General features: G+C 72.6%; 13 protein-coding genes. 10 read left to right on the forward strand and 3 right to left on the reverse strand.

Annotation, left to right across the window (positions count from 1 at the left end):
* From VG276_06630 to VG276_06640, 3 genes are all read left to right on the forward strand, one after another.
* The coding region (locus VG276_06630) for a multicopper oxidase family protein (GenBank protein ID HEV8649078.1) at positions 1-1,799 on the forward strand (1,799 nt) is incomplete at its 5' end.
* 2 nt (positions 1,800-1,801) lie between these two features.
* Positions 1,802-2,401, forward strand: coding sequence for a chromate transporter (locus tag VG276_06635; protein HEV8649079.1), 600 nt, complete (start codon positions 1,802-1,804; stop codon positions 2,399-2,401).
* Positions 2,398-2,925 (forward strand): chromate transporter, encoded by a 528-nt coding sequence (locus tag VG276_06640; protein ID HEV8649080.1) that lies wholly within the window; start codon positions 2,398-2,400, stop codon positions 2,923-2,925. Before VG276_06635 ends, VG276_06640 begins: the two co-directional genes overlap by 4 nt.
* 101 nt (positions 2,926-3,026) lie before the next feature.
* On the opposite strand, the gene VG276_06645 is transcribed toward VG276_06640, so the two are convergent.
* Both VG276_06645 and VG276_06650 read right to left on the reverse strand, forming a co-directional pair.
* The gene (locus tag VG276_06645) at positions 3,027-4,076 is read right to left on the reverse strand and encodes a cation:proton antiporter (protein HEV8649081.1); all 1,050 of its coding nucleotides are present in this window, start codon (positions 4,074-4,076) and stop codon (positions 3,027-3,029) included.
* 59 nt (positions 4,077-4,135) lie between these two features.
* The gene (locus VG276_06650; protein ID HEV8649082.1) at positions 4,136-5,131 is read right to left on the reverse strand and encodes a substrate-binding domain-containing protein; all 996 of its coding nucleotides are present in this window, start codon (positions 5,129-5,131) and stop codon (positions 4,136-4,138) included.
* Here VG276_06650 and VG276_06655 point away from each other — a divergent pair.
* The 4 genes from VG276_06655 (at position 5,130) to VG276_06670 (ending at position 8,405) form a co-directional block, all read left to right on the forward strand.
* Positions 5,130-6,026 carry a substrate-binding domain-containing protein gene (locus VG276_06655; protein ID HEV8649083.1) on the forward strand — a complete coding sequence of 299 codons (897 nt, stop codon included), beginning with the start codon at positions 5,130-5,132 and terminating at the stop codon, positions 6,024-6,026. The genes VG276_06650 and VG276_06655 overlap by 2 nt on opposite strands.
* Before the next feature lie 7 nt (positions 6,027-6,033).
* Positions 6,034-6,738 (forward strand): ABC transporter permease, encoded by a 705-nt coding sequence (locus VG276_06660; GenBank protein HEV8649084.1) that lies wholly within the window; start codon positions 6,034-6,036, stop codon positions 6,736-6,738.
* Positions 6,735-7,529, forward strand: coding sequence for an ATP-binding cassette domain-containing protein (locus VG276_06665; GenBank protein ID HEV8649085.1), 795 nt, complete (start codon positions 6,735-6,737; stop codon positions 7,527-7,529). The genes VG276_06660 and VG276_06665 overlap by 4 nt, the downstream gene beginning before the upstream one ends.
* Positions 7,530-7,799: 270 nt before the next feature.
* Positions 7,800-8,405 (forward strand): hypothetical protein, encoded by a 606-nt coding sequence (locus VG276_06670; GenBank protein ID HEV8649086.1) that lies wholly within the window; start codon positions 7,800-7,802, stop codon positions 8,403-8,405.
* Positions 8,406-8,618: 213 nt separating this feature from the next.
* Here VG276_06670 and VG276_06675 read toward each other — a convergent pair whose 3' ends face one another.
* Positions 8,619-9,002, reverse strand: a complete 384-nt coding sequence (locus VG276_06675) for a hypothetical protein (protein ID HEV8649087.1) — start codon at positions 9,000-9,002, stop codon at positions 8,619-8,621.
* 366 nt (positions 9,003-9,368) lie between these two features.
* Here VG276_06675 and VG276_06680 point away from each other — a divergent pair, with 366 nt between their 5' ends.
* The 3 genes from VG276_06680 to VG276_06690 form a co-directional block, all read left to right on the forward strand.
* On the forward strand, positions 9,369-10,541 hold the full coding sequence (locus tag VG276_06680) for a histidine kinase (protein HEV8649088.1): 1,173 nt from the start codon (positions 9,369-9,371) through the stop codon (positions 10,539-10,541).
* Positions 10,538-11,200: a response regulator transcription factor gene (locus VG276_06685; GenBank protein ID HEV8649089.1), complete on the forward strand. Its 663-nt coding sequence runs from the start codon at positions 10,538-10,540 to the stop codon at positions 11,198-11,200. The genes VG276_06680 and VG276_06685 overlap by 4 nt, the downstream gene beginning before the upstream one ends.
* A gap of 301 nt (positions 11,201-11,501) precedes the next feature.
* Positions 11,502-11,767 (forward strand): hypothetical protein (locus VG276_06690; protein ID HEV8649090.1); only part of this gene is annotated, 266 nt, incomplete at its 3' end.

Genomic DNA, 11,767 nt, shown 5'->3' on the forward strand with positions numbered 1-11,767 from the left:
CGGCGGCCGGGGCATCGGCCGCCCGGATGCTGACGAAGTTCCACGACCCGTTGCGGCTGCCGCCGGTGTGGCGCCCTGAACGGTCCCAAGACGCATCCGGCTGGTCGTGGCTGCGGATGCGGATGCGTCGCGCGGCGGTGCGGCTGCACTCGCAGCTGCCAGCGACCGAGCTGTGGACCTACGAGGGCTCCTGGCCGGGACCCACGATCGAGGTGCGCCGCGGACAGCCGCTGGTGGTCCAGTGGACCAACGAGCTGACCGGACCGCACCCGGTCACCGCGGTGGTCGCGCCCGACACCACCCAGCACGAGCCAGGGCGCAGTGGCGGCCGGGCGCTGTATGACCCGGCGGCGGTGCCGGCCTGGACGGTGGTGCACCTGCACGGCGGCCGGACGCCGGCCTACAGCGACGGCTGGACCGAGAACGCCGTCCTGCCCGGCCAGTCCGCCTGGTACGGCTACGCCAACGACCAGCGCGCCTGCCTGCTGTGGTACCACGACCACGCCATGGGGATCACCCGGCTGAACGTGTTCGCCGGGCTGGCCGGGCTGTATGTGATCCGCGACGACGAGGAGGACCGGCTGGGCCTGCCGAGCGGCCCGTATGAGCTGCCGCTGCTGCTGCAGGACCGCAACCTGGACACCGACCCCGACGGGGCGCTGACCGGGCGGCTGCTGCACAAGGTCGAGGATGGCGTGATGGAGTTCTTCGGCCCCTTCACCGTGGTGAACGGGGGGATCTGGCCCCACCAGGAGGTCGAGCCGCGGCAGTACCGGCTGCGGCTGGCAAACGGCGCCAACGCCCGCACCTACCGGCTGGTGGTGCTGGACGAGCGTGGCCAGCCGGTGGCCGGCCTGCTGCGCCAGATCGGCACCGACGGGGGGCTGCTGGACCGGCCGGTCGAGCTGCCCGCCGACGGGCTGGTGCTCGCCCCGGCCGAGCGGGCCGACCTGCTCGCCGACTTCCGTGGCTTCGCCGGCCAGCGGCTCACCGTGGTCAACACCGCCGCCTCCCCGTTCGACGGCGCTCCGGCAGCCCTGCCGCCGGGCCAGCCCGACCCCGACCCGGCCCACAAGCTCACCCATCCCGAGGTGCTCGAGTTCCGCGTCGGCGAGGTGCCGGTCGACGACCCGTTCACCCTGCCCGACGTGCTGTCGTCGTTGCAGCGCCTGACCGACGACCAGCTCCCGGCCGGGCAGGTCGAGCGGGTCGTCGCGCTGGTCGAGCGCGAGGTCGACGGGGCGAGCCTGCTGACCCTCAACGAACTCGAGCCCACCCGCAGCGGCACTGGCATCCCGGGTGCGCCGCTGGTCACCATCACCGACGAGCAGGGCGCCAGCACCCGCTACCGGACCGTCGCCACCCGTTTCAACGACGCCGCCACCTGGTTCGTCGAGCTCGGCGCCACCGAGGTGTGGAAGGTCCTCAACCTGACCGAGGACACCCACCCCTTCCACGTGCACCTGGTGCAGTTCCGGCTGCTCGGCCGGGACCGCTACGACAGCCACGGCTTCGACGGCGCCACCGACACCGCCGCGACCGCCACCTTCACCGCTCCTGGCACGGTCGACGACAACGAGACCGGCTGGAAGGACACCGTCCGGGTCAACCCGGGGGAGCTGGTGGCGATCAGCGCCCGCTTCGACGGCTTCACCGGCCGCTACATGTACCACTGCCACCTGCTCGAACACGAAGACCACGACATGATGCGGCCCTATGTCGTGGTGCCGCCCGGCCTGCCCCCGGGCGCCGCCACCACCAGCCAAGGCGACCACTCCGCTGCCGGGCCAGGTGCCTGACCGTGGCCGGCGACCACCCCGACGGCGGGCCAACCCCCCGACCAGGCCCGCCCGGCGGGCCGATCACCAGGCGGGCGTTGTTTGGGATCTTCCTCAAAGCCGGGCTCGCCTTCGGCGGCGGCCTTGGCATCCTGGCGGTGCTGGAGCAGGAGCTGGTCACCCTGCGCCGGGCGATCGACCGCGAGGAGTTCCTGCGGCTGTACGGCCTTGGCCGCATCGTCCCCAGCGGGACGATGACCGCCCTGGCCGTGGCCTACGGCTACCGGTTCGCCGGCCCGATCGGCACCGCCATCGCATTGTGCGGGCTGGTGCTGCCCGCCCTGGTGATCACCGTCGCGCTCACCGCCGCCTACGGCCTCTTGCAGCAGCATGGATGGCTGCTGGACCTGCTGCCGGTGACGATCCTGCCGGCCGCGCTGGCGTTCATCGTGGTGGCCGGCGTGCGGCTCGGCCGCGACGTCTTCCGGCCCTCGCGGGAGCTGCTGCTGGCCACGGCCGCGTTCCTGGGCGCCGCCGTGTTCGGCCTGAACCCGGTCGTGCTGCTGCTGGCCGGCGGCGCCGCAGGCATGGTCCTGTTCGGCCGGCGGGAGGCGAGCTCATGAGCCTGCTTGCGCTGTGCGTGACGGTGTTCACCTACAACGCCATGACCTTCGGCAACGGCCCGGTCATGGTCCCCCTGCTCCAAGCCGACCTGGTCGACCGCCGCGGCGTGCTGAGCACCGACCAGCTGCTGTACGCGTTCACCGTCGCCCGGGTGACCCCGGGGCAGGCCAACACCTACGTCGCCGCCATCGGCTACATGCTCCACGGCCTGGTCGGGGCGCTGGCCTGTACCGCCGCGATCATGCTGCCCGGCTACCTGATGCTGCCGCTGCTGTGGGGGTATGAGCGGCTCAGGGGCGTCCGCCTGATCCCGGCGTTCACCCGTGGCCTGACGGTCGCCTCGGTGGGGCTGATCTTCGCCGCCACCATCAGCATCGGCCGGGCCACCCTGACCGGCTGGGTCAGCCTGGTGGTGTTTGCCGCCGCGCTCGCCATGGCCCAGCTGCTGCACTGGAACCCGCTGATCGTCCTGGGAGTCTCTGCGCTCATCGGCATCGGCGCGCGGGCGCTGGGCTGGGCCTGATCTGTCATGCTCGGCACACGCCATCAGGCGCCTTCTGGAGGGAGCATCTACCCAATCCGGATACCTGACCGGCTCGCTAGCAAAGGGCTGGAAGTCGGGCCCTAGATCTCGAGGCGGGAGTCTTCCAGGTCGAGGTCGCGCTCGATGCGGTGCATCACCTCGCTGCTGATCGCGCCCTGGTTGCGGAGCCGTACGATCTCACGCCGCTGCGCCTCGAGCAGCTCGCGGACCAGCGCCGCCTGGCCGAGCAGGACCGCGGCCGAGTACCCGCTGACGCCGCTGAGGATGGGGCGGAGCTGCAGGCCGACCAGCACGAACAGGACCGCGTTCAGCAGGTAGACCAGCACCTCCCAGAATGAGAACCCCAGCAGCCGCGTGGCCGGCGACGCCAGCTCGGGGGCGCGCCAGCCCACGTACAGGCCGGCGGTCACCGCGGCCAGGACCCCCGAGGCGCCCAGCCGGTCGGCGGGCAGGTAGGCGGCGTAGCCGGTCACCACCGACAGCACGATCTCGACCACCGGGTCCTCGATCCGGCGGCGGGCCTCGGCGAGCAGCCACCCCACCGCCAGCCCGATCGCCACGCCACCGACCGCGCCGGCCACGAACCGCACGCCCGCCGCCCACAGCGTGAAGCTCCCAGCCACCACGGCGCCCACCGCCAGGCGGTAGGCGACCAGCGCGGTCGCGTCGTTGACCAGGCTCTCACCCTCCAGCACCGTGACCAGGCGGCGTGGCACGCCCAGGCGGCGGGCGATGGCGGTGGCGGCCAGCGGGTCGGTCGGCGACACGATCGCGCCCAGCGCGAACGCCGCCGCCCACGGCAGCCCGCCGACCAGCGTGTGCGCGACCGCGGCGACGGCGCTCATGGTCGCCAGCACCAGCCCGACCGCCAGCAGCGTGATCACGCGCGTGTCGGCCCGCAGGTCGCGCGGTGACGAGAAGAACGCCGCCTGGTACAGCAACGGGGGCAGGAACAGCACCAGGACCAGGTCGGGCGGCAACACCGCACGCGGCACACCGGGCACGAACCCGAGCACCAGGCCGCCCAGGACGAGCAGGATCGGGTAGGGCACACGGACCACGCCAGCCAGGACGCTCAGTCCCCCCACGGCCACCATGAGCACCAACAGCAGCAGCTCAGGCTCACCCATGCGATCACCTCACGTGTTCATCCTGCCCCTCGACGTCGAGTTCGTCAGGGTGAGCGGTGTCACCGGGCTCGCCGGAGCGCACCGCTTTGTTCGAGGTCGTAGCCGCCGAGCCGAAGGATGTCGGCTTGCACGGTTGGGTCGGTGAGCGCCGCGCGGACGGGGTCGGCTGCGGGCAGCGCATCGGCTGGTAGCGCGAGGTCGAAGGGTTCCCAAGCCAGGGGGAGGAAGGTCAGGTTGAGGATGGTGGCGGCGCTGCGCACGGCCACGCCGGCGTCGGCCGCCCCCGCGGCGACGGTGAGAGCGACGTCCAGGTGCGTGGCGGCTTCGGGCCCGCCGATGGTCGCAGGGTCCAGGCCGTGGTGGCGGAGGAGCCGTTGGAGCAGCACGCGGGTTCCGGTGCCGGGTGGGCGCAGCGCGACGATGCGGCCGGGCAGGTCGCTGAGGCCCCGAATGGATTCGGCGTCGTCGGGTCTGAGGACGATGCCTTGCTCGCGGCGCCAGAGCCGGACCAGCACGGGGCCGCGGCCGGCAAGCATCCGGGCGGCGAACGGGTCGTTATAGGTGCCGTCGGCGTGCTGGAGGTGCAGGGCGGCGGCGTCGGCGGTGCGCTGCCAGAGCGCGGTGAGCCCGCCCATGCTGCCGGGGGCGTGGACCTGCTCCACGGCGCCGCGAGTGGCCGCCAGCAGCCTTGCCAGGGCGGGGTCGTCGCTGCCGGCCAGCCGGAGGGCCTGGCCACCGTGCAGCAGCCGCGCGGCCTGGTGTGCCCCATCGGGGGCGACGATGGCGCCCTGGCGGGGGCTGGTGACCACGACGCTGGCGCGGGCAAGCGCCTGTAGGGCGCGGCCGACCGTGGCGGGGGCGACACCGTAGCGGGCGGCGAGGGTGCGCACCGCCGGCAGGGGCACGCCAGGGCCTAACTGTCCGGACGCGATGCGCTCCGCCAGGTCTTGGGTGACGTCTCGATACCGCTGCATGGCGGGCGCTATGATGACTGTCTCAGACAGCCTTGGACAAGCAGGTGGTCGGCTTGGTGGCGCGAGTGGAGCAGGGCGCATGACCCGGTGGTGGGTCGCGGCGGCGGCACTCGTGGCCCTGGCCTGCGGACTCGCGGCCTGCGGCGGCGGGTCGCCGGCCGGCAGGGGTGCCGCGGCCGGCAGCGGGCCGGCCCGCGGGAGTGAGGTGATCCTGGCGACCACGACCAGCACGCAGGACTCGGGGCTGCTCGACGTGCTCGTGCCCGCCTTCCAGGCCGAGACCGGGCACCGGGTGAAGACCATCGCGGTCGGCAGCGGCCAGGCCATCGAGCTGGGCCGCCGCGGCGAGGCCGACGTCGTGCTCGCCCACTCGCCCGCCGCCGAGCAGCAGCTGGTCGCCAGCGGGGTCACCGGCGGCCGGCTGCTGGTGATGCACAACGACTTCGTGGTCATCGGCCCCGCGAACGACCCGGCCGGGGTGGCCAAGACCCGCGGCGTCGTGGGGGCCATGCGCGCGATCGCCAGCGGCGCCGCGCCGTTCATCTCCCGCGGCGACCAGTCGGGCACCCACACCCTGGAGCTGAAGCTGTGGCAGCGGGCCGGCATCACGCCGGGCGGGCGCTGGTACCAGGAGTCGGGCCAGGGGATGGGCGCCACCATCCAGATCGCCGCCGAGCAGCGCGCCTACACCATCGCCGACCGGGGCACCTACCTGGCCACCCGCACCCAGGCCGGCAGCGGCCTGAAGGTCGTGTTCGAGGGCGACCCGGCGCTGCGCAACGTCTACCACGTCATCCCCATCACCAGGGCCGCTGGCCAGCGCGTCAACCAGGACGGCGGCCTGGCCTTCGCCAACTGGCTCGCCGGGAAGCGGGCACAAGGCATGATCGCCGAGTTCGGCGTGGCCACCCACGGCCGGCCGCTGTTCGTCCCCGACGCAGGCAAGCGCGAGGCCGACCTGGCCGCGGCGGCCTGACCCGGGCATGGAGCTGCTCCGCGAGGCGATCGGCAGCGCCGTCCGGCTGCTCACCCACGGCGACCCCTACACCCTCGAGGTGCTGCTGCTGTCGCTGCGGGTGTCGCTGTCGGCCACCGCCTGCGCGCTCGTGGTCGGGCTGCCGCTGGGCATGGCCATCGCTTTCGGCCGCTTCCCGGGACGCCGGCTGCTGCTCGCCTTGGTCAACACCGGCATGGGCATGCCCCCCGTCGTGGTCGGCCTGGTGGTGACGATCCTGCTGTGGCGCAGCGGCCCGCTGGGCGCCCTGGGCCTGCTCTACACCCCCACCGCCATGACCCTGGCCCAGGCGGTGATCGCGCTGCCGCTGGTGGTGGCGCTGAGCGCGGCCGCGCTGGGGCAAGTCGACGAGGAGTTCCGCCTGCAGCTGCGCGGCCTGGGCGCCAGCCGGCTGCGGTCGCTGTGGGAGGTGGCGCGGGAGGCGCGGCTGCCGCTGCTGGCCGCGGCCATGGCTGGCTTCGGCGCGGCCATCTCCGAGGCCGGCGCCGCGCTGATGGTGGGTGGCAACCTGCGCGGCCAGACCCGCGTGCTGACCACCGCCGCGGTGCTGGAGACCTCCAAGGGCAACTTCGACCTCGCCCTCGCCTTCGGGGTGGTCCTGCTGGGGCTGACGTTCGTGGTCAGTCTCGCGCTCACCCTCGTCCAACTCCACGGCCGCCCCACCAGCCGATGACCGCGCTGCTCGAGCTCCGCGGCGTGGTCGTCCGCGCCCGCGACTGCGCCATCCTCGACGTGCCGGGCCTCACGCTCCACACCGGCGAGACCCTGGCGGTGCTTGGCCCCAACGGCGCGGGCAAGTCGACGCTGCTGCGTGTGGCCGGGCTGCTCCTGCGCCCCGACACGGGGCAGCTGCTGCTCGACGGCCAGCCGGCGCGGGAGGACGCGCTGCGCCGGGCCACCGCCGCGGTGCTGCAGCGCCCGCTGCTGCGCCGCGGCACCGTCGCCGACAACGCCGGGCTCGGCCTGCGGTTCCGCGGCGTGGGCCGGCGGGAGGCGCAGCGGCGGGCAGCGCCGTGGCTGGACCGTCTCGGCATCGCCCACCTTGCCGGCCGGCCCGGGCGGCTGCTGTCGGTCGGCGAGGGCCAGCGTGTCAGCCTGGCCCGGGCGTTGGCCACCGCCCCCCGCCTCCTACTGCTGGACGAGCCGTTCGCCGCGCTCGACGAGCCCACCCGCGGCCAGCTCGTCCTGGACCTGCGCGAGCTGCTCGCCGACCATCAGGTCGCCGCGCTGCTGGTCACCCACGACCGTCGCGAGGCCGCAGCACTGGCCCAGCGCACCGCCGTCCTGGACCAGGGCCGCCTGCTGGCAGTCGGCCCCACCGAGCACGTCCTGGCCGACCCGACCCTCAGCCCCCTCGTCGGCGCCAGCCTGCTCGACGCCGAGCTCGCCCGCCGACTCGCAGCGCCACAGCAGCACCCAGCGCGGTGCAAGACACCACTCAGCTGCGAACGGATCCACCGGTGAAGGATTGTTGGACCAGGTGTTCGGCACAGGCCCTCTGACCCGCGCGGTCGTAGCCCGCCCAGGCGTCGTAGATGGCGGTGTGGACGATCGCCAGGGCCCTTGCGTTGATCGTCAGGCTACGGATCTGGCGGCTGCGGTTGGCCAGCCTCGAGTTCTCGCCCGCTCAGCATTCATGTGGCCTGTCCGGTTCGCCTGCCTTGTCGCTTGACTAGACTCAGCCTGCGGCTACAGTTTGGCCGATCGGTTGTCGGCCATCGCCAAGGAGGCAGCGTGTTCATTCAGGTCATCCAGGGCCAAGCCACCAACCCCGACGGCATCCGTGCCGAGCTGGACCGCTGGAAGGCTGACCTTCAACGGGGTGCCGACGGCTGGCTCGGCTCCACCTCAGGCGTCACCGACGACGGCCGCTTCATCGCCGTGGTCCGGTTTGCGTCCGAGGAGCTGGCCCGCCGCAACAGCGACCGCCCCGAGCAGGGCACCTGGTGGAACCAGCTGGCCGAGCATCTGGCCGAGGTCGCCTTCCACGACTCCACCCGGGTGCACACCTACAAGGAGGGCGGGTCAGACGAGGCCGGCTTCGTCCAGGTCATCCAGGGCCACAGCCCGGACATGGAGCGCCTGGCCGCGCTCGGTCGCGCCCAGGAGGCGGAGATGGCCGAGCAGGCCCCGCACATTCTCGGCATGACCGTGGCCGAGCACGCCGACCGGCCGGGCGACTTCACCCAGACGGTCTACTTCACCTCCGAGGAGGAGGCGCGGCGGTTCGAGCGGGAGCAGCCGGTCGAGTCCGACCCGAACTTCGCTGAGTTCTCCAGCCTGATGACCGACCTGCGCTACTTCGACCTGCGCAACCCGCGGCTGGAAAGCCCAGGCTAGTAACCGAGTGCGCCGGCCGCCACCGAACACCACCGCCCCGACGGCCGCCACCAGCAGCAGCGTTCTGGGTTTGCGGATCAACCTCACCACTCCTTCCAGGAACCATGCGCTGAACCGTTGTCTGTTGAGGCTCTCGCGGCCTCCGCTGAACCGTTGGCTGTTGAAGCTCTCTCGGCCTCGCCAGGATCACCTTTGGGTCGGGGTCTTGGGGTCTCAGCACTCGAGCACGAACCGGTCGAAGTCGACGGTGACCGTGCCATTGGCGTTCAGCGTCATGTGGACCACTCCACGGTCGCGGATCCTCGAGCCGTCCGAGCCGGTGAGCCGGTCGTGGAAGGCCGCGCTGAGGGTGATCGTCTGCCGGGTGCCGTTCTGGGCGTCCCAGGCGGTGAACTTGCCGGTATAGGACGGCTGGTCGGGGTCATCGGGGGTGAACCTGAGGTCGCCGTTGACCGTGGCCGTGTGGTGCAAGGTCCCGTCGGGGTTGGTAGTGGTGTGGGACACGCCCTTGAAGGTGACCGTGAACGTCCCGGGCGCACCGGTGCAGGGGTTGACGTTTGGCTGGCTGAGGGTCCCGCCGAAATGGATCGTCTCCACGTCTGCGCTCGCAAGGCTCGCCGCTGGAGCGACCAGGACCAGCAGCGCCAGCCCAGCGCTACAGGCCAGCGTCCCCAGCCTCCTGGGGCTGCGTCCGCGCGCCCTGCTGGTCGACCCCGCACCAGGAGACGAACATCGCTGGAATCGTTGCTTGGACACAAGCGGCTCCTCGCTGGATTTCGACTTCTCGGTTGAGGGCAGGCTAGAGCGGGCGCGGCTCGACGTCTTCCGCCGGGGTGCTGAAGCAGCCTCCACCGCAAAGGGGGACTTTTCGCCACGCCGGTTCCGCCTCATGGTGGAGCCAGGCGGCCGGGAACCGCCCACAATGCGGATGTGGGCGACGGGCACGCTCGCTAGGCTCAGCGCATGCGGCGCTTGCGGTTTCCACGATGGACGGGGCCGGCGATCGACTGGCTGATCGTCCTCGTCCTGACTGCGGGTGCCGAGTACCAGATCTGGGTCCAGCCCTTCGACCTGCACCTCCAGGGCTCGCGCATGGCGAACGCAGTCCTGTTTCTGCTGATGGCTGTGCCGCTCGGCTGGCGCCGGCGCGCGCCCCTGCCCGTGCTCGCGATTGTCCTGGGCGCGACGGTGGCCGGGTTCTACGCGCTCTACGACCTTGCCGGCCAGAGACACCCTGACCCGTTCCTGCCCTTCCTCATCGCGATCTACTCGGTCGCCGCCTATGCGGACCGGCGGCAAGCCGCCATCGGGGCTGCCATGGCAGCTGCGGCCATCCTGGCGATCGACGCGCCGGCGCTGCTGGCCGGCTCGGTCCCCAACGACGTCTACGCCTGGCTGCTGTACGCCCTGGCGTGGACCCTGGGCCGGGCGCTGCGGCGCCGCCAGGAGCTCGCCGCCGCGCTCGAGGACCGCGCCTCCCGGCTCGAGCGCGACCAGGAGGCCAAGGCGCGCAGCGCGGTCACCGACGAGCGCGCGCGGATCGCCCGCGAACTCCACGACGTGATCGCCCACAGCCTGAGCGTGATCGTGGTGCAGGCGGCCGCGGAGCGTCGCGTGCTGGGTGAGGAGCACGCCGCAACCAGGGAGGTGCTGGGCTCCATCGAGCACACCGGCCGGCAGGCCCTAGTAGAACTGCGCCGCCTGCTCGGCGTCATCCGCAAGACCGACGATCGGCCGGCGCTGCGACCCCAGCCGACCCTCGAGCACCTCGACGAGCTCGTCGAGCAGGTGCGCGAGGCCGGTCTGGCGGTGGAGCTGCGGACGGAGGGCGAGCCGGTGCCGCTGCCCCCCGGCGTGGACCTCTCGGCCTACCGGATCGTCCAGGAAGCCCTGACGAACGTCCTCAAGCACGCCCGCGCGAGCCACGCCGAGGTGGTCGTCTGCTACCGCACGGGCGAACTCGAGCTTGAGGTCAGCGACGACGGCCGCGGCCCGGCGGCCGCCGCCGCCGGTCACGGCCTGGTCGGCATGCGCGAGCGCGTCGCGCTCTACGGAGGGGTCCTGGAGGCGGGCCGGCGCGACGGCGGCGGCTACCGACTACACGCCCGCCTGCGCTTCGAGCCGGTGCCCGCATGACCATCGGCGTGCTGATCGCCGACGACCAGGCGCTGGTCCGCGCCGGCTTCCGCAAGCTCCTCGAGTCCGAACAGGGCCTCCGCGTGGTGGCCGAGGCCGCCGACGGCCTCGAGGCCGTCGCGCTGACACAGCGCCTGCAACCCGACGTCGTCTTGATGGACATCCGCATGCCCAGGCTCGACGGGCTGGAGGCGACCCGTCGCCTGCTCGACGGGCCGACCAGGACCCGCGTGGTGATCCTGACCACCTTCGACCTCGACGAGTACGTGTTCGACGCCCTCACCGCCGGCGCGAGCGGCTTCCTGCTGAAAGACTCCCCACCCGAACAGCTCATCGCCGCGATCCACGTAGTCGCGGGCGGCGAGGCGCTCCTGGCGCCCTCGATCACCCGCCGGCTGATCGAGGAGTTCGTGCGCCGACCCGTACCGCGCTCTGGCCCGCCCAGCCGGCTGGCCGGGCTCACTGCCCGGGAGCTCGACGTCCTCAAGCTGCTCGCGCGCGGCCTGTCCAACGCCGAAATCGCCGCCGAGCTGATCCTGGGTGAGGCGACGGTGAAGACCCACGTCGGGAACCTACTGATGAAGCTCGGCCTTCGTGACCGCGTGCAGGCCGTCGTCCTCGCCTACGAGTCCGGCCTGGTGCAACCAGGCGGCGCCTGAACCACCGCTACAGCAGCGAAAGCTCACCGCCGGGCAGCTGCCGGCCGTGCCCAGGATCGCGCCGAGCTCGACCGCGACAGAGGCCGCCTTCACGGGCGTTGCATCATCGCGGTCCGCTGGAGTTCATCAGGCCAGGAGCCGGTCCACGAGGCTGGTCATGGCCGGGCATCCCAAGACCAGCCTCAACCCTCAAGCGCTCCCGGCCGTCCGGAAGCCCCGCGCGACGCCGCCCGACATCCCGATGCCCGCTGGCGCATGATGTGGATGCCACCGGCAGCGCGTGTCGGGAGGAGGCGGCCTGATGGGTTGGCGCAGGTGGGGGCTGGCACTGACGGTCCTGGCGGGGCTCAGTGGGCTGGCGGTGGCCGGGCGGCTGCTGGATGTGGCCGAGGACCGGCCGTCGGCCGCGCGGTCGGCCGCACCAGTCCAGTCGCTGACCATCGCGACGGTGCCACCGCCCAGGATCCCCACAGCGCTGCGGCGGCCGCTGCGGCTGCCCAGCCTCCGGCGGGACGGCTCCTGCCCGGCCACACCAGCAGCCGGTCCGCCCATGCCCGGGAGCGACAC

The sequence above is a fragment of the Actinomycetes bacterium genome, from assembly GCA_036000965.1.
GTDB lineage: Bacteria > Actinomycetota > CALGFH01 > CALGFH01 > CALGFH01 > DASYUT01.